Source organism: Betaproteobacteria bacterium, assembly GCA_016709965.1.
Lineage (GTDB): Bacteria > Pseudomonadota > Gammaproteobacteria > Burkholderiales > Rhodocyclaceae > Azonexus > Azonexus amarohabitans.
This window is the reverse complement of sequence record JADJLT010000001.1, coordinates 859,640-883,836: the sequence shown is the minus strand read 5'-3', so window position 1 is coordinate 883,836 and position 24,197 is coordinate 859,640. Positions and strand designations below refer to the sequence as shown.

27 protein-coding genes are annotated in these 24,197 nt (G+C 58.6%); 16 read left to right on the top strand and 11 right to left on the bottom strand.

From position 1 onward, the window contains the following. The first annotated feature begins 96 nt into the window (after positions 1-96). The gene (locus tag IPJ12_04455; GenBank protein MBK7646419.1) at positions 97-804 is read left to right on the top strand and encodes a hypothetical protein; all 708 of its coding nucleotides are present in this window, start codon (positions 97-99) and stop codon (positions 802-804) included. Positions 805-832: 28 nt separating this feature from the next. Here the strand turns inward: IPJ12_04455 and IPJ12_04450 are convergent, their stop codons facing one another. After that, positions 833-1,276 carry a universal stress protein gene (locus tag IPJ12_04450; protein ID MBK7646418.1) on the bottom strand — a complete coding sequence of 148 codons (444 nt, stop codon included), beginning with the start codon at positions 1,274-1,276 and terminating at the stop codon, positions 833-835. Between the two features lie 136 nt (positions 1,277-1,412). Here IPJ12_04450 and IPJ12_04445 point away from each other — a divergent pair, with 136 nt between their 5' ends. From IPJ12_04445 to IPJ12_04405, 9 genes are all read left to right on the top strand, one after another. After that, positions 1,413-2,825 (top strand): MBL fold metallo-hydrolase, encoded by a 1,413-nt coding sequence (locus IPJ12_04445; GenBank protein ID MBK7646417.1) that lies wholly within the window; start codon positions 1,413-1,415, stop codon positions 2,823-2,825. Positions 2,826-2,863: 38 nt separating this feature from the next. Continuing rightward, the gene (locus IPJ12_04440) at positions 2,864-4,609 is read left to right on the top strand and encodes an alpha/beta fold hydrolase (GenBank protein ID MBK7646416.1); all 1,746 of its coding nucleotides are present in this window, start codon (positions 2,864-2,866) and stop codon (positions 4,607-4,609) included. Positions 4,610-4,694: 85 nt separating this feature from the next. Continuing rightward, a complete protein-coding gene (locus IPJ12_04435; GenBank protein MBK7646415.1) occupies positions 4,695-5,318 on the top strand; it encodes a chemotaxis protein in 624 nt (207 codons plus the stop codon). An 18-nt stretch (positions 5,319-5,336) separates the two neighbouring features. Beyond that, a complete protein-coding gene (locus IPJ12_04430) occupies positions 5,337-6,077 on the top strand; it encodes an MBL fold metallo-hydrolase (protein MBK7646414.1) in 741 nt (246 codons plus the stop codon). Positions 6,078-6,158: 81 nt separating this feature from the next. Beyond that, positions 6,159-6,605 carry a hemerythrin domain-containing protein gene (locus IPJ12_04425; GenBank protein MBK7646413.1) on the top strand — a complete coding sequence of 149 codons (447 nt, stop codon included), beginning with the start codon at positions 6,159-6,161 and terminating at the stop codon, positions 6,603-6,605. Beyond that, positions 6,602-6,829, top strand: a complete 228-nt coding sequence (locus IPJ12_04420) for a sulfurtransferase TusA family protein (GenBank protein MBK7646412.1) — start codon at positions 6,602-6,604, stop codon at positions 6,827-6,829. Before IPJ12_04425 ends, IPJ12_04420 begins: the two co-directional genes overlap by 4 nt. A gap of 28 nt (positions 6,830-6,857) precedes the next feature. After that, positions 6,858-7,934: a hypothetical protein gene (locus IPJ12_04415; protein ID MBK7646411.1), complete on the top strand. Its 1,077-nt coding sequence runs from the start codon at positions 6,858-6,860 to the stop codon at positions 7,932-7,934. Then, the gene (locus IPJ12_04410; GenBank protein ID MBK7646410.1) at positions 7,931-8,155 is read left to right on the top strand and encodes a hypothetical protein; all 225 of its coding nucleotides are present in this window, start codon (positions 7,931-7,933) and stop codon (positions 8,153-8,155) included. The genes IPJ12_04415 and IPJ12_04410 overlap by 4 nt, the downstream gene beginning before the upstream one ends. Continuing rightward, positions 8,152-8,532 (top strand): SirB2 family protein, encoded by a 381-nt coding sequence (locus IPJ12_04405; GenBank protein MBK7646409.1) that lies wholly within the window; start codon positions 8,152-8,154, stop codon positions 8,530-8,532. Before IPJ12_04410 ends, IPJ12_04405 begins: the two co-directional genes overlap by 4 nt. 4 nt (positions 8,533-8,536) lie before the next feature. Here IPJ12_04405 and IPJ12_04400 read toward each other — a convergent pair whose 3' ends face one another. Then, entirely contained in the window at positions 8,537-10,522 is a 1,986-nt protein-coding gene (locus IPJ12_04400; GenBank protein MBK7646408.1) for a sigma-54-dependent Fis family transcriptional regulator, read from the bottom strand. Positions 10,523-10,792: 270 nt separating this feature from the next. On the opposite strand from IPJ12_04400, the gene pedF reads away from it, so the two are divergent. The 4 genes from pedF to IPJ12_04380 are packed head-to-tail and all read left to right on the top strand — an operon-like array spanning position 10,793 to position 13,538. Further along, complete coding sequence (gene pedF / locus IPJ12_04395) at positions 10,793-11,221, top strand: cytochrome c-550 PedF (protein MBK7646407.1); 429 nt, start codon at positions 10,793-10,795, stop codon at positions 11,219-11,221. Beyond that, on the top strand, positions 11,211-12,062 hold the full coding sequence (locus IPJ12_04390; protein MBK7646406.1) for a transporter substrate-binding domain-containing protein: 852 nt from the start codon (positions 11,211-11,213) through the stop codon (positions 12,060-12,062). The genes pedF and IPJ12_04390 overlap by 11 nt, the downstream gene beginning before the upstream one ends. Positions 12,063-12,069: 7 nt before the next feature. Then, positions 12,070-13,008, top strand: a complete 939-nt coding sequence (locus tag IPJ12_04385; GenBank protein ID MBK7646405.1) for a beta-propeller fold lactonase family protein — start codon at positions 12,070-12,072, stop codon at positions 13,006-13,008. Continuing rightward, positions 13,005-13,538 (top strand): cytochrome b, encoded by a 534-nt coding sequence (locus IPJ12_04380; GenBank protein ID MBK7646404.1) that lies wholly within the window; start codon positions 13,005-13,007, stop codon positions 13,536-13,538. Before IPJ12_04385 ends, IPJ12_04380 begins: the two co-directional genes overlap by 4 nt. A gap of 322 nt (positions 13,539-13,860) precedes the next feature. Here IPJ12_04380 and IPJ12_04375 read toward each other — a convergent pair whose 3' ends face one another. From IPJ12_04375 to IPJ12_04365, 3 genes are all read right to left on the bottom strand, one after another. Continuing rightward, positions 13,861-15,501 (bottom strand): Na+/H+ antiporter, encoded by a 1,641-nt coding sequence (locus IPJ12_04375; protein ID MBK7646403.1) that lies wholly within the window; start codon positions 15,499-15,501, stop codon positions 13,861-13,863. A 170-nt stretch (positions 15,502-15,671) separates the two neighbouring features. Further along, on the bottom strand, positions 15,672-16,052 hold the full coding sequence (locus IPJ12_04370; GenBank protein MBK7646402.1) for a carboxymuconolactone decarboxylase family protein: 381 nt from the start codon (positions 16,050-16,052) through the stop codon (positions 15,672-15,674). Next, the gene (locus tag IPJ12_04365; protein MBK7646401.1) at positions 16,033-16,455 is read right to left on the bottom strand and encodes a MerR family transcriptional regulator; all 423 of its coding nucleotides are present in this window, start codon (positions 16,453-16,455) and stop codon (positions 16,033-16,035) included. Before IPJ12_04365 ends, IPJ12_04370 begins: the two co-directional genes overlap by 20 nt. Before the next feature lie 142 nt (positions 16,456-16,597). Here IPJ12_04365 and IPJ12_04360 point away from each other — a divergent pair, with 142 nt between their 5' ends. Further along, a complete protein-coding gene (locus IPJ12_04360; GenBank protein ID MBK7646400.1) occupies positions 16,598-17,236 on the top strand; it encodes a cold shock and DUF1294 domain-containing protein in 639 nt (212 codons plus the stop codon). A gap of 183 nt (positions 17,237-17,419) precedes the next feature. On the opposite strand, the gene IPJ12_04355 is transcribed toward IPJ12_04360, so the two are convergent. The 3 genes from IPJ12_04355 to IPJ12_04345 all read right to left on the bottom strand — a co-directional run bounded on the left by IPJ12_04355 (position 17,420) and on the right by IPJ12_04345 (position 19,745). Then, entirely contained in the window at positions 17,420-17,755 is a 336-nt protein-coding gene (locus IPJ12_04355) for a c-type cytochrome (GenBank protein MBK7646399.1), read from the bottom strand. Between the two features lie 17 nt (positions 17,756-17,772). Then, positions 17,773-18,144, bottom strand: coding sequence for a DUF779 domain-containing protein (locus IPJ12_04350; GenBank protein MBK7646398.1), 372 nt, complete (start codon positions 18,142-18,144; stop codon positions 17,773-17,775). Between the two features lie 80 nt (positions 18,145-18,224). Then, the gene (locus tag IPJ12_04345; GenBank protein MBK7646397.1) at positions 18,225-19,745 is read right to left on the bottom strand and encodes an aldehyde dehydrogenase; all 1,521 of its coding nucleotides are present in this window, start codon (positions 19,743-19,745) and stop codon (positions 18,225-18,227) included. A 527-nt stretch (positions 19,746-20,272) separates the two neighbouring features. On the opposite strand from IPJ12_04345, the gene IPJ12_04340 reads away from it, so the two are divergent. Beyond that, complete coding sequence (locus tag IPJ12_04340) at positions 20,273-21,214, top strand: diguanylate cyclase (GenBank protein MBK7646396.1); 942 nt, start codon at positions 20,273-20,275, stop codon at positions 21,212-21,214. Between the two features lie 114 nt (positions 21,215-21,328). Here IPJ12_04340 and IPJ12_04335 read toward each other — a convergent pair whose 3' ends face one another. Genes IPJ12_04335 through IPJ12_04325 form a run of 3 tightly spaced genes read right to left on the bottom strand, consistent with a single transcriptional unit; the run spans position 21,329 to position 24,029 of the window. Next, complete coding sequence (locus tag IPJ12_04335; protein ID MBK7646395.1) at positions 21,329-21,706, bottom strand: c-type cytochrome; 378 nt, start codon at positions 21,704-21,706, stop codon at positions 21,329-21,331. A gap of 4 nt (positions 21,707-21,710) precedes the next feature. Then, complete coding sequence (locus tag IPJ12_04330; protein ID MBK7646394.1) at positions 21,711-22,190, bottom strand: hypothetical protein; 480 nt, start codon at positions 22,188-22,190, stop codon at positions 21,711-21,713. 51 nt (positions 22,191-22,241) lie between these two features. After that, complete coding sequence (locus IPJ12_04325; GenBank protein MBK7646393.1) at positions 22,242-24,029, bottom strand: PQQ-dependent methanol/ethanol family dehydrogenase; 1,788 nt, start codon at positions 24,027-24,029, stop codon at positions 22,242-22,244. Positions 24,030-24,197 lie beyond the last annotated feature (168 nt).

Sequence of the window (24,197 nt, the reverse complement as noted above, 5' to 3'; positions counted from 1 at the left end):
CATGATCAGACTTTGTTGATGTGCATCATGGGCGCGCGCCTGTTTGACGAGGACAATTCAACTGACTTGTAGCCGCATGGAGCGTTCCAGGTCGACATGTTTTTCCTCAGATATGTATTCACGGCGGCTTCGGCCGCCGTCTTTTTTAGCCCTGCTCATGCCGTCGAAACGGCCGAGCAGCAATTTGCCGCCATTGCTCAGTTGCCAGCCGCCGACATCAATGCCAAGGTGGGACACGTCGTCGAGATTGATGTGACGCCCGGCGATGGCCTGACCATCGAAACGCACGGCGAGCGCGCCAAAGTGCTTTACCGCATGGCCTTCAACCAGATCGCCGAAGGCTGGAGCTGGCGACCGCTGGCTGATCCGGCAGTCGATGACTATTACCAGTACAAATTTTTGCCCTTGCAGTCGCTACAAGTCGATCGTGGCGAGTATGCCGGCGAAGATAAAGTGGGTACGCCGCAGCGGATGAAGGTTATCTGGCGCTACGACTACTTTCTGGCCTTCGAGAACCTCTATGCGTTTTATCCGCGCGCGGTTGACGACGATGCGGGATTTTCAGCCGATGTACCGGCGGAAGTTTCCGGGCGGGTGGGCATGCGGGCGAAGGCACGGTTGATCGAGCCGGTGATCAGCGAGAGCACCACGTTCTGGAAGGCGACTTACGGAAAGCCCACTGATTTCACGCTCAAAAAGCGCTATCTCATCGGCCGGCTGGAGGAGGTGACATTTGTCGATACCGCCAGCGGTAAGGTGCTTTGCCGTATCCGGCCGGGGCAGGGGCACTGTACCGGCCGATGATTGCTGGTTCGCGGCTAGCTCCGCTAGCTTAGCGGTAGACGAGGACGGGCACCTTGGAGTGGGTCAACACCTTGTTGGTCTCGCTGCCGAGCAAGAAGCCGCTGATGCCGCGCCGGCCGTGCGAGGCCATGAAGATCAGGTCGCAGCCGGATTTTTCGGCGGCTTCGATGATTGCTTCGTAGGGCACGTCGCTGGTTGCCGTCACCGTGCTGCACTGGACGCCGGCATCGGCACACATTTTTTCGACTTCGCCGAGATATTCGGTCGCTTGCTGGTCCGCCAGTTCGGCGAATTTATCGGGCGTCGTCGGGTCGATCAGAGCGCCTTCGCCAAAATAGGCGATCGGATATTCCGGCTTGGCAAAAAATACGGTGACTCGAGCGCCGGTTTCCTTGGCGAAGGAGACGGCACGTTGCGCCGTGGCACGGGAGAGTTCGGAACCGTCGGTCGGAACGAAAATATGTTTGAACATGCGTAACCTCCTGAGATGGTCTTATGGGGGGCAATCCGGCGGATTTTCATCGCTTTGAAAAACGCTGGATTGGCCGCTGGCGTTGCATTACGCCTTGTTGAGGTTCATGCTACGCCAAGTAGTGAGGAATGAAAACATGCGTCTCGGATTTCTTGGAGCAGCAGGAGAAGTGACTGGTTCCTGCACCCTGGTTGAAGCGGGTAATGCCCGTTTCCTGGTCGACTGCGGCATGTTTCAGGGCGGCCGCGAGGCGCGACAAAAGAACCAGAAGGCGCTCAATTTCGGTTTCGATGTCCGGAAGATTGATTTTGTCCTGCTGACCCATGCGCACATCGATCATTCAGGGTTGTTGCCGAGGCTGTCCATGCTGGGTTATCGCGGCCCGGTTTATGCCACGCAGGCAACGATAGACCTGCTCGAAGTGCTGCTCCCGGACAGCGCGCACATTCAGGAAAAGGAAGCCGAATGGCAGTTGCGCCATCGACGTCGTGGCGGCAAGGACGAGCGGGGCGTTCAGCCGCCGCTCTACACCGTGGCGCAGGCCCTGGCATCGTTGAAGCTGCTGCGACCGGTCAGCTACGGTCAACCGGAAAAAACGGCCGAAAACGTCAATGTGATTTACCGCGATGCCGGGCATATTCTCGGTTCCGCCTCGCTGGAGGTGATTGTTACCGGTGAAGGCAAGCCGCGCCACTTGGTCTTTTCAGGAGATATTGGCATGTACGACCGGCCGGTTCTCTGCGACCCGGCACCGTCGCCTGTTGAGGCCGACGTGCTGCTGATCGAATCGACCTACGGTGATCGCCTGCACCGTTCCTTGCCGGAAACGGAGGATGAAATCGTTGCCGCCTTCGAGCGGACCCGTGCGGCGAAGGGTAACCTGATCATTCCCGCCTTTGCGGTCGGGCGAACGCAAGAAATCATCTACATGTTGGCCGATCTGGTGCGCCGCAAGCGTTTGTCACCGCTGAAGGTTTATGTCGATTCGCCGATGGCGAATGCTGCCACGCGCATCACCCTGGCCAACCAGGATCTGCTCGACCCGGAAACGCGCGAGCTGATTGCCTGGTTGAAGGCGCATCCAAAACAGATGAACCTTGAGCTGGTGGCCGATGTCGAACGCTCCATCGCGCTGAACGACATTCGTAGTGGGGCGGTGATTATCTCGGCGAGTGGCATGTGCGAAGCAGGGCGGATCAAGTATCACCTGCGCGAAAACCTGCCACGCAGCGAATGCAGCATTTTGATTGCCGGCTTCCAGGCGGCGGGAACCCTGGGGCGGCGGTTGGTGGATGGGGCACGACTGGTGCATATTTTTGGCCAGCCGGTGCCGGTTCGGGCGCGCATTTATACGGTCGGTGGTTTGTCGGCGCATGCAGATCAGTCGGCATTGCTCAAGTGGCTGGGGGGATTTCACTCAGCGCCGGGGCATACATTTGTGGTTCATGGCGAGGCGGGGGCTTCGGCCAATTTCAAGCGTGCGATCGAAGGTCAGTTGGGATGGACGGATGTGCAATTGCCGCAGCCCGGTGAGTTTGTGACGCTTTAATTTCGTTTTTTCAGAAAATTCAGGAAGAGGTTAGTTGTATGTCCAATGGATCTACCCACCACAACGGAATCGATATCAGCCACTTGAGCCCGGTCGAGTCGCTTGGCAAGATTTTTAGCAACTCGATCGATCCCTATGGTGTCACCACCTCGATGCTCAATGCGCAGATGGCCTGGATGATGCACCCGCAGGAACTGGCGCGGGCCTGTAATGCGCTGTCAGGGGACCTGCTCTCCCTGCAATCCCATGTGTTGCGCCGGGCAATGGGCATCCAGTCGACCGATGTCATCCAGCCTAATGTTGACGATGCGCGCTTTGCCGATCCGATTTGGACCGAGTCGCCGACTTGGGATATCGTCAAGGAGTGGTATATCGCTTTTACGCACCGTCTTGAGGACATGTATTTCGAGACGCCGGGGCTGTCCGACAAGGAGCGTCGTCGCTCCGCCTTCTGGCTGCGCAACTGGCTGAACATGGTGGCGCCGACCAACTTTTTCATGCTCAATCCGGTCGCCATGCGCCGCTTTGTTGAAACCAACGGCGACAGCCTCCGTCAGGGTTGGGAAAATTTCCAGCGCGACTTTGAGGCCAAGAACATCCAGATGGTCGAGCCCGATGCCTTCAAGGTAGGCGAGGATCTGGCCACGACACCGGGCAAGGTGGTTTTCCGCAATCGGCTGGTTGAACTGATTCACTACACGCCGACCACGGAAAAAGTTCGCGAGATGCCGATTGTCATCATCACGCCGTGGATCAACAAGTTCTACATTCTTGACCTGACGGCCAAGAAGAGCATGGTCAAGCACCTGACCGACCAAGGATTCTCCGTGTTCATCACCAGCTGGAAGAACCCTGGCGAGGATCTGGGCGACATCCGCTTCGATGACTATCTGCTCGAAGGGGTAAACGAGGTGGTGCGCGTTGCCGGAGAATTCTGCAAGGTGCCCAAGGTGCATCTGGTTGGCTACTGCATCGGTGGGACGCTGGTCAGTACCTACATGGCGTGGGCCAACAAGCGCTTTGGCAAGGACGATGTGCCGGTCGCGCACTGGACCTTGTTTACCACCCTGACCGATTTTGCCCATCCCGGCGATATCGACGTTTTCATCGACGAAGCCTGTATTGGTGCGCTGGAAGACTCGATGGCCAAGAAGGGCTATCTGGATGGCAGCGAAATGGCCAGTTCCTTCCGCATGTTGCGCTCGAACCCGCTGATCTGGCATTACTGGGAATACAGCTATCTGCGTGGCGAGCCCTTGAAGCCGTTTGATGTGCTTTTCTGGAACATGGATACGACGCGCATGCCGCAGGCCATGCACTCCTATTACCTGCGCGAGTTCTACCTGGAAAACAACCTGATCAAGCGCGACAAGCTGACGCTTGCCGGCGAGTCCATTGACCTCGATGAAGTTGTTCAGCCGCTCTATGCGGTAACGGCCGAAGACGACCACATTGCACCGTGGAAGCAGTGCTACCGCATCCGCAAGTACATCAATGTGGCAGCGCCGGTGCGTTTCGTGCTGTCGACGTCCGGTCATATTCTCGGCATCGTCAATCCACCCGCCAACCCACCGAAACGCGCTTACTGGATCGGCGAGCCGGTGCGTAACGAGCATTGGGAACACTGGCTGGAACGCGCCGAGAAAAAGCAGGGTACCTGGTGGGAGGACTGGACGAGCTGGCTCGGCGAGCGAACGGGTAATCTGGTCAATGCCTACCCGGCGGCCAATCGCAAATTCCCGGCGCTGGCTGCTGCTCCGGGTGCCTACGTTTACGAAAAATAATTGGCAAATCCGTCAATGCACTGGTTCTAACTTGCTGAAATTGGTACATTGATCGCTGATTGAAAAAAATATCAGCGAGATAGCCATGAGCACTGTATTGAGCATGACAGCAAGCAAGGCGCCGCAGGCGGGCGTCGACCTGTTGCGCATCGTGCGCATCAACGAGGAAATCAAGTCGGTTGTTGGTGTCGCGTTCAAGATCAATATCATGGCCTTGAACGCGATTTTTCTCGCCAAGCGGGCTGGTACGGCAGCGCGGGGCTTTGGGGTGCTCTCCAACGAGCTGCGCGTTTTTTCGCAGGACCTGCGTGACTGCATGGGGTCGCTGACCAGCCTGATTCATGGCTGCGTCAATGAGGTTTCGCTGGTGCTGCAGGACATCCGCCATACACGTCTGTTGCGGCAGGCCGCCGAGTTGTCGCCGAAATCGCAGGCGGTTGCCGTCCTGGCTGACCGCGAGCTTAAAAATGCCAAGCAGACCCAAAAGATGGCCAGCCTTCGCAAGCAGCTCAAGCGGGCGCTTGAAGATGCCTTTCAAATGGTCGAGCTGGGCGGGGTACTCGCCAAGTCGGCCAAGATTGAAGCGGCCTATGGTCAATCCTTTGCGGTGCCGCTGGCGCAGGTTTCCGGTGAGTTCGATACCATTGTCGAAGAAATCCGCGCCTCGCTGGAATCGCTGCGCCGGTCGGCCTTTTTTACCGGAAACTGAGAATACGGGAGCGGATGCGTGAAAACGACAAAAACAATCTTTCAGGAAGGCAATCACAAATGGATCGCCATCGTTCGCGATCCTGAAAAGCCGAATTACCTGATCGACACCAACGAATACCTGGTCACCCATGGCGGGCAAGGTTTGCTGCTCGATCCGGGCGGTGCCGAAATCTTCCCCGCGGTTTTCTCGGCGCTGTCGTCGGAGTTCGACCCTTCAGCACTGGCCGGCGTTTTTGCCTCGCACCAGGATCCGGATATCTGTTCATCGCTGGCCCTGTGGCTGGAATTCAATCCCAAGATGCGCTGCCACGTCAGCTGGCTTTGGGGGAGCTTCATTCCTCACTTTGGCGGTGCTGCCGAAACGTTCTCGATGATTCCCGACGAAGGCAGTGATATTTCGCTGGATGGCCTGATATTACGGGCTGTTCCGGCGCACTACCTGCATTCTTCAGGGAATTTCAATCTCTATGACAAGGTCGCCAAGGTGCTGTTTTCCGGTGACATTGGCGCAGCGCTGCTGCCGCCGGCCGAAGATGGTCTTTTCGTTGAAAATTTCGATACGCACATTCGCCATGCCGAAGGCTTCCACAAACGCTGGATGGGCTCGAATGAAGCCAAGCGCCGCTGGTGCGAGCGGGTGGCGCAAATGGAGATCGACATGCTTTGTCCGCAGCATGGTGCCATCTATCAGGGGGCCGATGTACAGCGTTTTATCAACTGGTTTGATGAGTTGCAGGTCGGCATTGTCAGCAGCTGATTGTTGGCAATTTTGACCGCGGTCAAGGTTAGTCAGCCGGTGCGCCCCGAGAATGAGTCATCAACCGTTACCGAGCCTGTCATGACGACCATTCGCAGCTTTATGACCGATGATCATCGCCATTGCGATGATCTTTTTGCCGAGGCCGAGCAGGCCGTTGCCAAGAAAGACATGGTGCTTGCCCGTACTGCTTTCGGGCGTTTTCAGTCAGCGATGCTGGCGCACTTCGATGGCGAGGAAAAGACGCTATTTACGGCTTTCGAGGCCAAAACCGGCATGAGCACGGGACCGACCCGGATGATGCGCATGGAACACGAGCAGATTCGTGGCTTGATGAATGACGCGGTCGACGCGCTAAAAGCGGGTAAATCGGAAGATTATCTGGGCCTGGCCGATACACTGGTCATCATGATGCAACAGCACAACATGAAGGAGGAGAACATTCTCTATCCGATGTGCGACCAGCATTTGTCCGATGAACTGCCCACCGTTCTCGAACGCCTCGAAGCCGAGCTCTGCGAACAATGACTCACGCCAAGACCCCGCACGTGGTCGACGCACGCTATATGGAGCCACCAGGCCCGTTTGTCGCAACGATGGAAATGCTCGACACCTTGCAAGTCGGCGAAAAGATGTTGCTGCTGTTGTTTCGCGAGCCTCATCCGCTTTATAAGGTCTTGCGCCAGAACGGCCATGATTACGAGATCGAGTTATTGCCTGATGGCACGTTTGAAATCCTGATCTCGCGCTGATCCAGCTACCACCCGGCAATTTACCCTCATGCAAGCGATGCTGGCCTTCGAAAACGCGCCACCTTTAACCGCACCGCTGCGCTTTTTCCTGACGGCTCCGCTGTTCGGGCTTCTTGCCGGACTGCTGATAGCCGTCGAAGGGGCAGACATATTCGCTTCGCGCTGGATGCCTGGTGCGCTGGCGGCGACGCATCTGATGACGGTTGGCTTCATGCTGCAGGTCATGCTGGGGGCGCTGATTCAGATTCTCCCCGTGGTTGCCGGTGCCAACATCAAGCAGCCAGTATGGATTGCCCGGCTGGTCCATGCCGGGCTGACGGCCGGTGCGCTGCTGCTCGCCGCCGGACTTCTCGTCGGCATGCCGCTATTGCTGAGTGGTGGCGCTTTCGTTTTGGGGCTGACCGCGCTGATATTTCTGACAGCAACGGCTTCCGCCCTGAATGGCGTTCCGAGCAGCAGCCCGACCATACGTGGCATCAAGTTCGCAATGTTCGGCCTGCTCGTTACGGTTGGCCTCGGCAGCATCATGTCGCTGGCCATGGCCTATGGGTGGTCGTTGCCCTTACCGGCGCTGGCCGATCTGCACGCCGGTTGGGGGCTGGGTGGCTGGGCAGGCGTTCTGATGGCCGCCATGGCCTATGTGGTCGTGCCCATGTTCCAGCTGACACCGGGCTACCCGGCGCGTTCCAGTTGGTGGTTCCCGGTATTCATGGTGATCATGTTGTTGATGTGGACTTCAGCGGTGCTGCTCGATGAGCCTATGGTCGTCCGAATTGGACAGCTCGGTGCTGCACTGGCGGGCATGGCCTTCGCCGTGCAGACTTTGCGACTGCAAGCCAAGCGACGTCGAGCGCGCCCGGATGCGACTTATCGCTACTGGCAACTGGGGCTGATTTCTTCGATTTTTGCCCTTTTTTGCTGTCGACCGCAGCATTGTGGCCGGCAGCGGCCGAATTCGACGGCTGGGCACTGGCGATTGGCATACTGCTCATCGCAGGTGGTTTCTTGCCGTTCATTATCGGCATGCTCTACAAGATCGTGCCTTTCCTCTCCTGGATGCATTTGCAAAATCATGGCCAGGCCAAAGTGCCGGCACCGGCCATGAACAAAATCCTTGCCGAGCCTGAGATGCATCGGCAGATGCTCGCCTATACCGTTGCTTTTGCTCTTTTGCTGGCTGCTATTTTTTTTCCGGACTGGCTGGCAAGGCCTGCCGGCCTGGCGTTTGCCCTGGCCAATGGCTGGTTGTGGTGGAACCTGTTGATTGCCACACGGCGCTATCGCAGCCATCTGGCCGAGATCACCTTGAAGCTGGCTGTGCTGTGAGCTACTACGTACTGAAACATCTCCATGTCACGTGTGTTGTGCTTAGCGGGCTGGGGTTTTGTTTGCGCGGCTGGTGGATGCTGAACGAATCGCCGCTACGCCTGCATTGCCTGACGAGAATTCTGCCGCATGTGGTTGATTCACTGCTGCTTGGCAGCGCGTTGACCATGGCCTGGATGAGTGGCCAGTATCCATTCGTGAATGGCTGGCTGACGGCCAAGTTGTTCGGCCTGATCGCCTACATCCTGCTGGGCATGACGGCGCTGAAGCGCGGCCGGACCATGGCGATCCGGGCGCGCTTCTTCGGCCTGGCGGTGCTGGCCTATCTGTACATCGTCAGCGTTGCGTTGACGCGCAGCCCGCTGCTGGGACTCTAGGTTTTTACATCCGCCCCAGCTTGCGATACAGCGTGTTTCGGCTAATGCCGAGCTGACGGGCAGCCGAGGAGATATTGCCGCCGGCAGCGTCCAGCGCCCGCATGGCTGCCTGTCGGCTGATGGCGTCCAGGCTGCTGGCGCCTTCAAGCGGGGCGGCTGCCCATGGGTCAAACTCTGCCTGGTTGCCGGCAGCAGCAATTGGATCGGCTTCGAACAGCTCTTCCGGCAACTGGCTTTCCGTGATCAGCGTTTCATCGTCATCAAGCAGGGCAATTGCCACCCGAATGACGTTGAACAGCTGGCGGATATTGCCTGGCCAACCGTAGTTTTCGATCGCTTGCTGAGCGCCCTCCGAAAAGCGGACAGGCTGTTGGCGGGTTTTTGTTTCCGCCTCGGCAATCTTGGCGACCAGCGCCCGGATGTCAGTGCGCTCCCGCAGCGGTGGCAGGGTGACGCTCATGCCGTTCAGTCGGTAATAAAGGTCTTCGCGGAAACTGCCGCGAGCGACCTCTTCGCGCAACTTCCGGTGGGTTGCGCAGACCAGTGAGATATCGACCTGGATCGCCCGGGTGCTGCCCAGCGGCGTGACACAACGTTCCTGCAGGACGCGTAGCAGGCGTGCCTGAAGGTTGAGTGGCATGTCGCCGATTTCGTCGAGGAAAAGGGTGCCGCCGTGGGCCTGCTGGATTTTGCCCGGCGCGCCTTCCTTGCGGGCGCCGGTAAAGGCGCCGCCCTGGTAGCCGAACAGTTCGGACTCGATCAGCGTTTCCGGAATGGAGGCACAGTTCAGTGCTACGAACGGGCTGCTTGCCCGCGGTCCGCTGTTGTGAAAACCCTTGGCAAACATTTCCTTGCCGGCCCCGGATTCACCCTGAATCAGGATGGGAATGTCACGGCCAATAATGCGTCGAGCCCGGTCAATCGCTGCCTGCAGCCGGGGATCGCCGGTATTGAGGGTGTCCAGTGTCTGCGTCGGAGCGGGCGGCGTATCAGGCCGGCGTTGAGTGCGAGCCGGAACGGCATCGTCAAATACTCGGCCTGCTACGACCATCGGTGGCAACTGGCCGCGCAACTGAACCTGAACGGGTTTTCCCCCGATGTTGATTTCGCAGGTTGTTAGCGAACCGTTGCGTATGCGGTCGACGAGCGAGGATAGGTTGTTTTCGAAAACCATGCTGAAATCGCGACGCACCGCATCAACCTGACGGATGCCGAGGATTGCCGTACCGGCGCGATTCATTGCCAGTACCTGGCCGTCCGGCGAGACGGCAGCGATGCCTTCCTTTGGGCTGCCGAGATAATCGGCGCGGCTGTGGAAGCAGACCAGGATGTCGCGGGCGTGCACTGACTCGAACAGCCGCTTTTCGATAATGGACGATGACAGCCGCGCCAGGCCCAGCGTGTGGTGCTGCTGGCTGCGATAGTCGCCGGAAATGTCGAGGACCCCAAGCAGTCGGCCATCCGGTCCGAAAATCGGGCTGGCGCAGCAAGTCAGGAAACTGTTGTGTTCAAGAAAGTGCTCGGCGCCGAGTACGGCTACCGGGGCTTCTTCCGACAGTGCCGTCCCGATCGCGTTGGTGCCGCGCAGGTTCTCATCCCACGAGGCGCCGGCCGCCAAAGCAACACGATCTGCCCGATTGACGAAATCGGCATCGCCGACCGTTTCCAGCAACAAGCCATTGGCGTCGGCCAGGATGACCATGCTGCCGGATTCACGGATTTGCTCGAATACGTGTTCCATGATCGGCCGCCCCTGGGCGAGCAAAAAACGGTTGCGCTCCTGCTCGGTTTTCAGGGCAATGCGATCCATCGCATTGGTGGTCGGGGTCATCGACGTTTCGCCGATGCCGAAACGCCGACAGCGCTCCCACGACCGAACGATCAGCGGATCAACCAAGCCTTCCGGCAAATCACCCTGATCAAAGAAAAGGTGCCGCGCCTGTTGCAGGCGCTCGGCATGAACCTCATCCAGTAGTTGAATTTGTCCCATCTCTCCTCCGGTTAGACCAGAATTATTTATCTTTATTGTTGTGTTGCTTCATAACGTAACACCTGCACTTTTTCTAAGCAATGCAACGAGCAACGTGTTGCAAGGATTAGCAATTGGCGTGCCAATTGTCTGTCTGCTTTCCATCTTTTGCCCTTGCTACGAGCACACAAGGTTCCCGGCGCCTCTTTGGCCAACACGGGCCACCTGGCACAGGGCTTGCAGTTATCTGCTCACAAAGGCTGTAACCCGCAATCCAAAAAGGAGACATTTGTGACCCATCCCTTCCGCTACATCGGCGCCGTGGCCGCCGCCCTTCTCATCAGCACGGCTGCAACGCAGGCATTTGCTCACGGCGACGTCGTGCCGCATGCTGTCGATACCACTGGTCTGAAAGATCTCGGTGCCGATTTCCTGAAGAGTAATCCTTATCGTAAAGATAAGACCGCAATCAAGATAGGAGATTCAGCTTTTAATCAGAATTGCGCTCGCTGCCACGGCCTCGGTGCCATTTCCGGCGGTATCGCACCTGACTTGCGCTACCTGCCGCTCGGCGACGAAGGTGACGAAGTATTCCTGCCGCGTATCCGCAAGGGTGCTGTGCGTGACGGCCGTGTTTACATGCCCCCGTTTGAGGGTATCCTGAGTCAGGAAGCCATGTGGGCTATCCGTACCTGGCTGGAAACCGTCCATGAAGAATGACCGTCGACTTTGGCTGAAGGCGCTGGCAGCGCTACCCTTTGCGGGCGTCCTGCCGGCTCTGGCTGATGAAGGGCTGGAGGCGATCCGCAAGCGTGGCAGTCTGCGCATCGCTGTTTATAACGACTTCCCGCCTTACGCCACCTCAGGTGGCAAGGGCATCGACGCCGACATCGCCCGGGCAATTGCCGGAAAACTGGGGCTGACCGCCCAGGTTGTTGGATATAACGCCGGCGAAGACATGAACGACGACCTGCGCAACATGGTCTGGAAGGGGCATTATCTGGGCGCGCCGCCTTCCGACATGATGATGCATGTGCCGGTGGACGAATATCTGGCCCGTGCTAATGACAAAGTCCGTATTTTCGGTGCCTATCATCGCGAAACACTAGCCATGGCGCGCAATCCGGCGCGTGTGCGGAAGGCCCCGACGGGTTCTGCGGCTGTTGCTCTGGAGGTATTCACGCGTGAAAAGGTTGGCGTCGAAGGGACCTCGCTGGCTGACTCTTTCCTGCTCGGTGTGATGAACGGCAGGCTGCGTGAAAACGTGGTTCATTTCAAGACGGTGGCCGAAGCCGCACAAGCCATGGCCGAAGGCAAGGTGGCTGCCGTGCTGGCTCAACGCGCCGAACTTGAAGAGGCCATCAAGGGTCAGGAAGGCATCGTGCTCGACGGCACCAAGTTCGCAGAGCTCAAGATAGATAGCTGGCCGCTCGGCATGGCGGTCAAGGCCGAGGATCTGGCGCTCGCTGAAGCGCTCGCGGCAGCGATGGCTGACCTCAAGCGCGATGGCACCATTGCCGCGATTTTCAAGAGTCACGGCATTTCCTACCTGGCGTCCTGAAGCGGACATGCAACTCTTCCGCTCTCTGATTGCAACGCTGCTGGCCGCTGTCGGCAGCGTTGCGCTGGCCGCACCAATGGCCTACGTGCCGAATGAAAAATCGGCCACAGTCAGTGTCATTGACACTGCCACCGATCAACGCTCGGCTGACATTCCTGCTGGCCAGCGTCCGCGCGGTATTGCCGCGGGGCCCGGCTATGTATACCTGACCGATGCCAAGACTGGCAGCTTGCTGATCGTCGATACGACGACCGGCCAACTGATCAAGACTGTACGCGTCGGGGATTCGCCGGAAGGTATCAGTCTTTCCGCCGATGGGAAGTTACTCGCTGTTGCCGTTGAGGACGACAATAGCGTGGTGTTGCTGACTGCACCGCAAGGCAATGAACTGGCCCGCATCAAGGTGCAGGGCAAGAATCCGGAACACGCGGTGTTCAGCCCTGACGGCCGCTGGCTCTATGTCAGTGCCGAAGAAGCCGAGCAGGTCGATGTCGTTGACGTCTCGGCGCGCCAGCAGGTGAGCAGTATCCCGGTTGGCAAGCGGCCGCGGGGCATCGGCTTTCTGCCGGATGGCAGTCGGGCTTACGTCGCCAGCGAAGTAACCGGCAAGGTCTTCGTCATTGATGTCGCCCAACGCAGGGTAATTGCGGAAATCAAAGCCGGACAATATCCGGCCGGGATTGCGGTTCATCCGGACGGCAAGCGGGTATTCGTTTCCAACGGCCGTGACCCGTCGGTCATGGCTATCGATGTTGTCAGCAATACAGTGATCGCCACCATCGAAGTCGGCAAGCGTCCATGGAACATGGCCATTACGCCGGATGGCGCCAAGCTCTATGTTGCCAACGGCCGTTCCGGCAGTGTTTCCGTGATCGATACGGTCAGCTTCAGGAAGCTGGCCGATATTGAAGTCGGTGAACTGCCGTGGGGCGTGAGCATCCGATGACCGCCCAGCGTTACACCCTGCCAGCCATGCTGCTGCACTGGGTACAGGCGGCAGTTGTGCTGTGGTTGTTATGGCTTGGCTGGAACATGGTCGACCTGCCCAAAGGCGCCGAGCGCAGTGCGGCCTACAGCCTGCACAAATCGCTTGGATTGGTGGCGCTGATGCTGATCCTGCTTCGCATGGCATGGCGCAGCAAGCACCCGGCGCCACGCCAGATGACTCGTGGCTGGGAGGCCAAACTGGCCACTGCGACGCATCACGCGCTCTACACCGTGCTGCTTATGGCGCCCCTGGCTGGTTACCTCGCTTCGTCCTTTACGCCCTACGCTATCAAGTTCTTTGGTGTGGAGCTTCCCAAGCTCGGCTGGCCGGACGAATCACTGAACGGCGTCTTCAAGCTGGCTCATGAAGCATTTGTCTGGGGTGCTGCAGCATTGATCGCGCTGCACATTGCCGGCGCCGCCAAGCATGCTTTCATGCGGGACGGCACCCTGCAACGGATGTTGCCCGACTGGTTGATCAAGAACTGAACAGCTGTTGCGCAATGGAGCAACTCTGCTCTGACTAAAGTAATACTATTTGCTACGGTCAACCGGAAAAATCGGCCAAAAACAAAAACGTCACCGATGAGTGGCGTTTTTTTATGGCCGAAAGCTTTCTGCAGGAAGCTTTTCAATAATTTTCCGAATCGGGTTCAGTCCAGTCCTTAGCTGGCGAAACATCGCCAGCCCGCGTTGTCAGCGCTCAGGTGCCACACGCAAATTCACGTTCAAGCGAATGGCAATTTATCGGCAGCTGGGCATCGTTGCTTGGAGTGTTGGGCCGCTCACGTTATCTACGTGCCCAAAATCCTTAACGATAACGCGCTTCCATCAGGTCGATCTGCCGTACCAGTTTGCGGGAGAGTTCGTCGGATATCGCTGATTCCCGAGCCAGCCGGAAAATCGTATCGCGCTCTGCCTGCAGGGCGGCCAGGCGAAGCTTGACTTCGGCGCTGTCGGCTTCGCGCAGGCGTTCGGCGTTGACGCTGCCCGGTGCGCCGCTATCGTCGAGACGATGTTTGTAGTTTTCCAGCACGCGTACTGCGGCGTTGGTGTAGAGCTCCGAGGCCATCGTGGTCTCGTCGCACAGCGAATGGCGGGCTGCCTCGATGGCGGCGATGGCAGCAATGGCAGCCTCGCGTCGCGCCAGGTCTTCCTCCTGGCGGTCGGCGGCTTCCTCGGGCAGGGTCAGGCCGTTCAGCAGGCGCGGCAGGCCGACGTTGGCCAGTAGCAGCGAGAGCAGGATGACCGAGGCAGCCAGGAAAATGACGATGTCTCGGGCCGGAAATTCCGAGCCATCCGGCAACAATAATGGCAGTGTCAACACGCCGGCCAGCGTCACGGCACCCCGGACGCCGGCCAGCGACATGGCCGCAATGATCCGCCAGTTGGGGGGCGGAAGGGTTTCACCCTTGCGGCTCGCCAGATGGCGGCTGACATGCCAGTTCGCCCAGACCCAGAAGCAGCGCAGCACGATCAGGATTGCCACCAGCGCCAGCACATAGACCAGCAGCCACCAGCGGGAAACGTGTCCGATGTCTTCGACTGAAGCGCCGGCGCTTTGCATGATGCCGGGCAATTGTTCGCCGAGCAGCACGAAGATGATGCCGTTCAGCGAAAAATGCACGGTCTCCCACACTGCGGCCCGTTGAACGCGGGTAGTGGCCAGGGCGCGGCCCGAGAGCTCGACGTAGCTCATTGTGACGCCGGCGGCCACGGCAGCTAGGATGCCGGAGGTCTGGATGTGTTCGGCGATCAGGTAGGCGGCGAACGGGGTCAGCAGATTGACCAGGATGGGCGAACCGCTTTCTTCGCCAAAATGTCGCGACATCCAGCGTTGCGCGATACTGATGCCGTAGGTGACCCCCGCTCCCACTGCCAGCCCCGACAACGTGACCCAGATCAGCGTGAGCGATGCCGTGCCCAGCGAGAAGCTGCCAGTCGTGGCCGCCACTACGGCAAATCTGAAGCACACCAGGCCGGAGGCGTCATTGAGCAGCGATTCACCTTCAAGGATGTGCATCAGGCGCTTGGGAATGGTGATGCGCTTGGCCATCGAAGATACCGCGACCGGGTCGGTTGGCGACACAATGGCGGCCAGCGCAAAGGCCACGGCCAGTGGCATGGCCGGGATCATCCAGTGCAGCAGATAGCCGGCCCCGATGACCGTGAAGATGACCAGCCCGAAGGCCAGCGACAGGATGATCGCCTTGTCGCGAACCAGCCCGGTCTTGGGGATGCGCCAGCCGTCGAGGAAAAGCAGCGGCGGCAGGAAGAGCAAAAAGAATATTTCCGGATCGAGCCTGACCCGGTGCACGGACACCAGCGCGACGACAGCCCCCAGGGCGATTTGCGCCAGTGGCAGGGGGATGGATATCGGCAAGGTGCGCACCAGATAACCACTGCCTACTACCGCCGCCAACATGGCGAGAACTACTTCAATCGAATACATGTGCCCTGTGCCAAACCCTGGTTGCCAAAAGTGTGCTCACTTGCACCAGACCTTTTCTGGCACAGCCATTCCTTGACGGCAACTTTACCCGATCTGGAATGCGGTTGGGAAAAGACGCGACGGGCTGCGTCCGAGATGCATCGGGCCATGTCGAAAAATATCGATGGCCATTAGCCTGTCGCTCTTTCGGCGAATACCTCCTTGGCCGCAAAAAGACCGTTGAGGGCAGCCGGGAACCCGGCGTAGACAGCCATCTGCATGATGACTTCGACGATTTCCTCCTGGCTGACGCCGACATTGAGCGCGCCTTCGATGTGCACTTTCAATTGCGGGGTCGCGTTGCCCAATGCTGTCAGCGCGGCGACGACGGCGATTTCCCGGGCGCGCAAATCGAGGCCGGGACGGGAGTAGATATCGCCGAAGGGAAATTCGATCAGATAGCGGGCAAAATCCGGAGCGATGTCACGCAGGCTGTTGATGACCCTGCTGCCGGCCTGGCCGTCGATTTCTTCCAGTTTGGCGAGGCCCCGTTCATAACGATTTTGAGTCATTGGTTTTTCCTTCAACAAGTTGAGAGTCTTGCGAGAAGGAATGTTCAATCTGCCGATAAATCCCGATCTTCGTTTGCAATGCCTCGGCGGACTGCTGCAGTGACGCGATGTTGCTGAGCACGTCGGCAAGGTGGCTTTCGAGGATCTTCCGGCGGGTACGGGCGGTGACATTCCCTTCGCTTCGTAACCTGGCAAATTCCAGCATGCCCTGGATAGGCATGCCGGTGGTGCGCAGGCGCAGCAGGAATGCCAGCCAGTCCATGTCGGCGGCGGCGTACCGGCGCTGGCCACCCGTGGCGCGGGCAACGGGTGCAATCAGGCCGATGCGTTCGTAGTAGCGCAGCGTGTGGGCGCTCAACCCCGTACGTTGCGACACGTCCTTAATGGTCAGGCTGGATTCCATGAATGTCACTCTAGTTGTTGGAGTGCACTCTAAGTCAAGGTGAAAATTCAGGCGAAAATTTTGTGTCGTTCCAGATGTTAACTTGCTTGCCCTGCGCAGCCCGGTGCCTGAAAATCGCGCTATTCAATTTGCCTAAAACGATATGCGCTATCAGGGAAAAGTCACACGCTGGAAAGACGAGCAGGGTTTTGGTTTCATTGTGCCGAACGGCGGTGGCGAGGCGGTGTTTTTGCACATCAAGTCGTTTGCCCGGCGCGGTCGGCGGCCGGTCGATGGCGAGATTGTGACCTACGATCTGGCATTTGATGCGAAGGGCAGGGCGCGTGCCGACGGTGTGGCGTTCGTCGAGTCGCGTTCATCAGTATCGGTCGTCGAGCCGACGCGAAAGCTGTTGTGGCTGGCCGTCCTCTTCATCGTTTTTGTGGCGGGCTGTACGTGGCTGGGCAAGTTGCCGAAGCTGGTGCCGGTGATTTATGTCGTGGCCAGCCTGTTTGCTTTTGCGGTGTATGCCTGGGACAAGTCGGCTGCCCAGAACGGGGAGTGGCGAACCCAGGAAAGTACGCTGCACCTGCTGGCGCTGATCGGTGGCTGGCCGGGTGCGTTATTTGCCCAGAAACTGCTGCGTCACAAGTCGAAGAAGACTTCATTCCAGGTGATGTTCTGGATGACGGTATTGGTGAACTGCGGTGCGTTGGGCTGGTTGTTGTCGCCCAAGGGGGCGGCGGCATGGCGAGGCTTGTCGTCGGTGGTCTGGTCGTCGGCCGGAAAATTTCATTTTTGACTGATTTTTCCGGTTGACCGCAGGCGTCTTAGTTTTCCCCTTTAAAAATGAGGCATGGCGCTCGGTCGGCTTATTTGCCGGCTCGGCGCCCTGTGGCTTGTGCTGGATGGCCTGTGGCCATTCTCGTTGGGGAGTTGCTGTTCTCCCTTTGGCCGCGTCGGCAATGTCGTCGCGGCGATTGGCTTACTCCAGCGACAAAATCCAGTGAATGACCGCTTTCAGGTCGTCGTCGCTGATCTTGTCAACCGGGTGGGGCATCATCGGGACTTGTCCCCAATTGCCGGAACCGCCAGCGCGTACCTTGTCAAAAAGATGACCCGGGGCCTTGGCGTCGCCTTTGTATTTGGCGGCGACATCCTTGTAGGCCGGTCCAACCCGCTTCTGGTCCACGGCGTGGCAGGCGACACAACGGGCTTTTTTCATGATGGCTTCCCCTTCGGCCGCGCGGGCAGGGTTGGCGACAGTCAAGGCGAGTGCTGCGACGACGGGCAGCAGGGTAAAGTGAAGTTTTTTGTGCATGGGATGGTTTCCTTGTATTAAACGAGCCCGGCCGCCTGCAGTTCGGCCCATTCGTCGTCGGTAAACAGACGTGAACGGGTGTGAAAGGCCTTGCCGGTGTTGCCTTCAAGCGAGAAGGTGCCGCCGTGGCCTTCTACCACATCGATGATCAGTTGGGTGTGCTTCCAGTACTCGTATTGCGAGGCACTGATATAGAAGGGCACGCCGCCGATTTCACCAAGGTGAACGTCGTAAGCGCCGATGGTGAGATCGGTGGGCAGATAGCAGTTGGCAGCGCTGTTATCGCAGCAACCGCCGGATTGATGAAACATGAGCTCCGGGCCGTATTGCTGTTTCAGGAGCGCGATCAGCTCCAGCGTTGCCGGGGTGGCGATGACGCGGTCGACCATTACATTCTCCTAAAAAAGGGGGCGGTTGCCCGCCCCCGAAGAGTTGCCCGCAAACTGGGCCAGTGGAGGAGATGCTCGGTTTAGAAGAAGCCCAGCTTGCTTTCGCTGTAGCTGACAAGCAGGTTCTTCGTCTGTTGATAGTGATCCAGCATGACCTTGTGGGTCTCGCGGCCAATACCGGATTCCTTGTAGCCGCCGAAGGCAGCGTGCGCCGGGTAGGCGTGGTAGCAGTTGGTCCACACGCGACCGGCCTTGATGGCGCGACCCATGCGGTAGGCGACATTGCCGTTACGGCTCCAGACGCCGGCGCCAAGGCCGTAGATGGTGTCATTGGCGATGGCCAGTGCGTCGGCTTCGTCCTTGAAGGTGGTCACAGCCAGCACCGGTCCGAAGATTTCTTCCTGGAAGATGCGCATCTTGTTGTGACCCTTGAACAGGGTCGGCTGGACGTAATAACCACCGGCCAGTTCGCCTTCGAATTGAGCCGGCTCGCCACCGATCAGGCATTCGGCGCCTTCCTGCTTGCCGATGTCGAGGTAGGAGCTGATCTTGCTCAGTTGCTCGGCCGAGCACTGGGCACCCATCATCGTTTCGGTATCCAGCGGGTTGCCGTGCTTGATGGCGGCAACGCGCTTCAGGACGCGTTCGATGAACTTGTCGTAGATCGATTCCTGGATCAGGGCGCGCGACGGGCAGGTACAGACTTCACCCTGGTTGAAGGCAAACAGCACCATGCCTTCGATAGCCTTGTCGAGGAAGGCATCATCCTTGTCCATGATGTCGGCAAAGAAGACGTTGGGGGACTTGCCGCCCAGTTCCAGGGTAGCCGGGATCAGATTGTTGGCAGCGGCCTGGCCGATAACGCGGCCGGTCGAGGTGGAGCCGGTGAAGGCGATCTTGGCGATGCGCTTGCTGTTGGCGAGCGGCATGCCGGCTTCGCGACCGAAACCGTTAACGATGTTCAGAACGCCGGCCGGCAGCAGGTCGCCAATGATTTCGGCGAGGATCAGAATCGAGATCGGGGTCGACTCGGCCGGCTTCAGCACGACACAGTTGCCGGCACCGATGGCAGGAGCCAGTTTCCAGGCGGCCATCAGGATCGGGAAGTTCCAGGGGATGATCTGGCCGACAACGCCGAGCGGCTCATGGTAGTGATAAGCAACGGTGTTTTCGTCGATGTCCGACAGTGCGCCTTCCTGGGCGCGGATGCAGCCGGCGAAGTAGCGGAAGTGGTCGGCGGCGAGCGGAATGTCTGCGGCCAGGGTTTCACGGATCGGCTTGCCGTTGTCTACGGTTTCAGCGTAGGCGATGGTTTCCAGATTGGCTTCGATGCGATCAGCAATCTGGAGCAGGATGTTGGCGCGGGTAGCCGGGGCGGTCTTGCCCCAGGCATCAGCAATTGCGTGGGCAGCATCCAGCGCCAGTTCGATGTCTTCGGCGGTGGAGCGGGCGGCTTGGGTATAGACCTTGCCGCTGATCGGGGTGATGACATCGAAGTATTGACCCTTGACCGGGGCGACCCACTTGCCACCGATAAAGTTGTTGTACTGGGCCTTGTAGGTAATCTTGGCACCAGCGGCGCCGGGGGCTGCATAAATCATATTTGTCTCCAATGTTCTATTGAGATAGCAAACGGGTAACTCAAGGCCGGCTGATTCGCGTAAGTGCTGACTACGACCTGCCGTGACTCGTGTCATCTAATGTGCATGCCGTGTGCCAGCATGCCAGCGCTAACAAGATTGCTCATAATGTTCAATAATTTCAATTGCTTATGCTTGTTATGCGGCATGCGTTGTTGCGTTGTACGGCTGATTGCATGATCAACTGCTTAACAGGTGCTCCGTAATGGAGCAGTCAATTTGTGTGGCAGGGAAATCGGCTAGCCGCTATCGCTGATTGACTTTGGTTTGTGCGAGGTGGTGCCATGTATCACGCCATAGCTGGCGTGCTACCAACGGCCGATCAGCAACCTGTACCCAGCAGGTCAATCGTTCAGCGAACGGACAACTTCAGGGCGAGATCGCGAGGAAAACATGATTTCGGTGGGTTGGGCTATGCCGAAAGTTGTAGTAAGTGCGTAGTGGCGAAGGTATTCTTGATGATGTAATTCTGAATTTTTGGGATCAAAATGAAAATCATGCTGGTGGACGATTCTCGAGCCATTGCAATAGTCACAACTGCTCGTCTGGAGTCGTTTGGCCATCAAGTCCTGCACGCCATTAATGGCGAGGTTGCGCTGGATCTCTTTCAGAAGGAGGATTTCGATCTGATCCTGATGGACATCGAAATGCCGGGTATGAACGGTTTTGAAACAACCACCCGGCTGCGTGCACTGGAGGGGAACGAGCCTTGGGCATGGACCCCGATTATTTTTGTGACGGCGACCGATACCGCATCCAACCTGGTGACAGCGATCGAGGCAGGTGGGGATGACTTTATCTCGAAGACCGTGCCGGAGGCCGTCCTCCAGGCAAAAATGAAGGCAATGTCGAGGATTGCTGCATTGCGTAAGCGCCTCTCCATCGCCAATGGCAAATTGCAGGATCAGGCCAATCGCGACGGGCTGACAGGCTTGCTCAACCGGCGGGCCATGGATCTTCAGGTTGACCGTTTGTGGGAGCAGGCGCTGAGCTTGGCGAGACCGTTCAGTTTGTTGATGATAGACGTCGATAACTTCAAGAAATACAACGATCATTACGGGCATCTCGCCGGCGATGAGTGTCTTCGATCCGTCGCCGCTTGTCTGGGTCAGGTGGTTCAGCAGGCAAACGATCAGCAGACAGCCCCGGGGGCTTTCGTCGCACGCTACGGCGGTGAGGAATTCGCCGTGATCATTCCTGATGCAGCACCCGGCGTGCATGCCGGTTTGGCCGCCAGTCTCGTCGAGGCTGTGGCCGCCTTGGGCATGGCCCATGAAAAAAGCGGCGATTACGGTGTGGTCACCATTTCAGTCGGGGCCTCCTGCATCGATTCGGCGACGGGTGAAATCAAGCAGATCTTCCGTCAAGCCGACCAATTGCTCTACAAGGCAAAAGCAAATGGTCGCAATCGCGCCGAGTGGCTCGTATAGCCGCTGTGGTGTCAGCCGGCGCCATGCCTGTGTTGAACCAGTCGAGGGTTTTCGCATCACCATAAAAAACCGGCCACGCGGGCCGGTTCGTAGCGTTGCTCCGAATTTTGCCGCTTACAGCGCCAGAATCCAGTTCACCAGCAGACGGGCATTGCCTTCGGTAATGGCGACGGCATTGGGCGGCATGGAGAGACCGCTGACCTTGCCCTTCCAGTGGCTGCTGTAGGGGCTGGAGCCTTCGAGGACGACGCGGGTCAGAAACTCGGTGGCACCAGGCTTGCCTTTGTATTGCTTGGCCACTTCTGTCCATGGTGGGCCGATCGGCTTCAGACCGTCAGGACCCGGCTTGCCGGCTTCGATGCTGTGGCAGGTCATGCAGCCGCTGGCACTCGCCAGTTTGAGCATTTCGGTATCTTTCTTGGCGTCGGCCATGGCCAGCGGGCTGAGCAGGCTGGCGGCGAGCAGGGTGATGGTAAGACGGTGGTGCTTCATGGCGTTACTCCCTCTTTTGTTGCAGTATCGAAATCGATTCAGTGAATCGGCGGTGTCTGGTCGGTGTCGTGCTGCCGGGTTGAATATGGATATGCCGTGCAATGATGGTGCTGACGGCACTTGCCCTGTTTCCTAATGCAATTCCCTTGCCAGTATCGGGGATATCGCGTTTGCGGCGAATGATTGGGCGCCGCCAGGGGCGTGGCCGTGGCTGTTGTCCGTTCGGGGGTTGCCGGGGCTGGCCATTTGTCGGGAAGACCTTTCCGTCAATGGTGGACCCTTCAATGTCGGGTGTTTGTTGTTCCCCTCCCTGGCGGGGTTGCTCCATAACGAAGCAATCAAGTGGTGCAAAGTCGAACAGTGCCTTTCGCGGTACGCGGAACCCGGCGACGACGGGCAATGGTTTGCCCGGGGAGATGAATTTCTGGCTTACTGCGGTCAACCAGAAAAATTCGCCAAAAAGCAAAAACGGCGCGAGGGCCAAAGCCGACGCGCCGCGTAAATCGGGCGCCGGAGCGCCCGAGGGGGAGACACTTTACTGCTGCTTGTGCAACTTGAAGACCCAGACGGAACCGCCCTGTTCGAGGAAGTTCACACGCTTGGCAACGTCGCCGCCCCAAAGCGGAACAGCGCCGCCCCAGCCAGCCGTCACGGCGATCATCTGCTCGCCATCCTGTTCCCACGAAACCGGCGGTGCAACGATGCCGGTGCCGACGTTGAAGGACCACAGTTCCTTGCCTGTCTTGGCGTCAAGTGCTTTCAGGAAACCTTCCGGCGTACCGTAGAACACCAGGCCGCCAGCCGTCGTCAGAACGCCACCCCAGAGCGGAGCGTAGTTCTTCTTTTCCCAGACCATCTTGCCGGTCTTCGGGTCCATGGCGCGCAGGGAGCCGATGTAGTCGTCGTTCAGCGCCTTGATGGTGAAGCCGGCGCCCAGGTAAGCAGCACCCTTCTTGTAGGAAACCGGTTCGTTCCAGATGTCCATCGACCACTCGTTGGACGGCACGTAGAACAGGCCGGTCTGCGGGCTGTAGGCCATCTGCATCTGGTTCTTGCCGCCGAGGAAAGACGGTGCAGAGAAGACGACCTTGCCCTTCTTGCCATCGGCTTCCAGCGCCGGATTGCCCGGACGGCCTTCTTCGATGTAGTTCGGACGGCCGGTTTCCAGGTTGATGCTGGTGGCCCAGGTGATCTTGTTCACGAACGGGAAGGCATTGAGCAGCTTGCCGTTGGTCCGGTCATTGACGAAGAAGAAGCCGTTACGGTCAGCCTTGCCACCGGCCTTGATCATCTTGCCGGTCTTCGGATCCTTGTAGTCGAAGGAAACGAATTCGTTCACACCGTCAAAGTCCCAGCCATCGTGCGGAGTGTTCTGGTAATGCCAGACAATCTTGCCGGTGTCGGCATCGATTGCCACGGTCGAGGACGAGAACAGGTTGTCGCCCGGACGGTTCCAGCTGTTCCACGGAGCCGGGTTACCGGTACCGGCGAAGATCAGGTTGGTTTCCGGATCGTAGGTAGCGCCGTTCCAGGTAGCTGCGCCGCCGGTCTTCCAGAGGTCGCCTTCCCAGGTGGCGTTGAGGGTGCCGGAAATGCCGTTTTCATGCTTGGTGCCATCCTTGTCGAAGCTGTAGCCCATGTGGCCTTCGACAGTCGGACGGGTCCAGATCAGCTTGCCGGTCATCGGGTCGCGCGCATCGATGCGGCCAACCACACCAAACTCGCCACCGGAGACGCCGTTGATCAGCTTGCCCTTGGCAATGATCGGGGCGGCAGAGGATGAGTAGCCAGCGGCGTAGTCTTCAAGCTTCTCTTTCCAGACTACCTTGCCGGTGTCGCGGTCCAGGGCAACCAGTTGCGCATCCAGCGTGCCGAAGATCACCAGGTTGCCGTACAGCGCGGCGCCACGGTTGATCACGTCACAGCATGGCATGATGCCGTCCGGCAGGCGGTGCTCGTACTTCCACAGCTTCTCGCCAGTCTTGACATCGTAGGCGAACAGACGGCTGTAGGAAGCGGTGACAAACATCTTGCCTTCGCTGATGACGGGTTGCGATTCCTGACCACGTTGCTTCTCGCCACCGAACGACGAGGTCCATGCCGGCACAAGATTCTTGACCGATTTGGTGTTGATTTGCGTGGAAGGGCTGAAGCGCTGGGCCTGGGTGCCGAGGCCGAAGCTGACGACGTCGCCAGTGGTCTTCGCATCGTTGAGGATGTCGGCGTCGGTAACGCCGGCATTGGCAGCGCCGCCGGCAAATGCGGCTGCCGTCAGCAGCGCCAGCGTAAATGCTTTCCGCTTGAAGAGGGTATGACTGTGCATGGATTGTCTCCTTGTTTATCCAATGGTTCCACCTCTGCCCTTCGTGCAACACACGCCATGGCAGGATGAAATGACATGCCTGCGAGCCATCTCCATTCCCTGAATCAGCTCGCTGGCAAGGAGACCGAACCGCAAGGGCTGTGCCAAGCAGCCGGGGAACCGCCGATA

Coding starts and splice junctions, on each gene's coding strand:
- IPJ12_04375 (MBK7646403.1), bottom strand. CDS start 15,501: ATGTATTCGATTGAAGTAGTTCTCGCCATGTTGGCGGCGGTAGTAGGC.
- IPJ12_04335 (MBK7646395.1), bottom strand. CDS start 21,706: ATGAAGCACCACCGTCTTACCATCACCCTGCTCGCCGCCAGCCTGCTC.
- IPJ12_04415 (MBK7646411.1), top strand. CDS start 6,858: ATGCAAGCGATGCTGGCCTTCGAAAACGCGCCACCTTTAACCGCACCG.
- IPJ12_04340 (MBK7646396.1), top strand. CDS start 20,273: ATGAAAATCATGCTGGTGGACGATTCTCGAGCCATTGCAATAGTCACA.
- IPJ12_04400 (MBK7646408.1), bottom strand. CDS start 10,522: ATGGGACAAATTCAACTACTGGATGAGGTTCATGCCGAGCGCCTGCAA.
- IPJ12_04385 (MBK7646405.1), top strand. CDS start 12,070: ATGCAACTCTTCCGCTCTCTGATTGCAACGCTGCTGGCCGCTGTCGGC.
- IPJ12_04435 (MBK7646415.1), top strand. CDS start 4,695: ATGAGCACTGTATTGAGCATGACAGCAAGCAAGGCGCCGCAGGCGGGC.
- IPJ12_04360 (MBK7646400.1), top strand. CDS start 16,598: ATGCGCTATCAGGGAAAAGTCACACGCTGGAAAGACGAGCAGGGTTTT.
- IPJ12_04390 (MBK7646406.1), top strand. CDS start 11,211: ATGAAGAATGACCGTCGACTTTGGCTGAAGGCGCTGGCAGCGCTACCC.
- IPJ12_04445 (MBK7646417.1), top strand. CDS start 1,413: ATGCGTCTCGGATTTCTTGGAGCAGCAGGAGAAGTGACTGGTTCCTGC.
- IPJ12_04355 (MBK7646399.1), bottom strand. CDS start 17,755: ATGCACAAAAAACTTCACTTTACCCTGCTGCCCGTCGTCGCAGCACTC.
- IPJ12_04345 (MBK7646397.1), bottom strand. CDS start 19,745: ATGATTTATGCAGCCCCCGGCGCCGCTGGTGCCAAGATTACCTACAAG.
- IPJ12_04350 (MBK7646398.1), bottom strand. CDS start 18,144: ATGGTCGACCGCGTCATCGCCACCCCGGCAACGCTGGAGCTGATCGCG.
- IPJ12_04440 (MBK7646416.1), top strand. CDS start 2,864: ATGTCCAATGGATCTACCCACCACAACGGAATCGATATCAGCCACTTG.
- IPJ12_04380 (MBK7646404.1), top strand. CDS start 13,005: ATGACCGCCCAGCGTTACACCCTGCCAGCCATGCTGCTGCACTGGGTA.
- IPJ12_04365 (MBK7646401.1), bottom strand. CDS start 16,455: ATGGAATCCAGCCTGACCATTAAGGACGTGTCGCAACGTACGGGGTTG.
- IPJ12_04425 (MBK7646413.1), top strand. CDS start 6,159: ATGACGACCATTCGCAGCTTTATGACCGATGATCATCGCCATTGCGAT.
- IPJ12_04410 (MBK7646410.1), top strand. CDS start 7,931: ATGAACAAAATCCTTGCCGAGCCTGAGATGCATCGGCAGATGCTCGCC.
- IPJ12_04450 (MBK7646418.1), bottom strand. CDS start 1,276: ATGTTCAAACATATTTTCGTTCCGACCGACGGTTCCGAACTCTCCCGT.
- IPJ12_04325 (MBK7646393.1), bottom strand. CDS start 24,029: ATGCACAGTCATACCCTCTTCAAGCGGAAAGCATTTACGCTGGCGCTG.
- IPJ12_04370 (MBK7646402.1), bottom strand. CDS start 16,052: ATGACTCAAAATCGTTATGAACGGGGCCTCGCCAAACTGGAAGAAATC.
- IPJ12_04420 (MBK7646412.1), top strand. CDS start 6,602: ATGACTCACGCCAAGACCCCGCACGTGGTCGACGCACGCTATATGGAG.
- IPJ12_04455 (MBK7646419.1), top strand. CDS start 97: ATGTTTTTCCTCAGATATGTATTCACGGCGGCTTCGGCCGCCGTCTTT.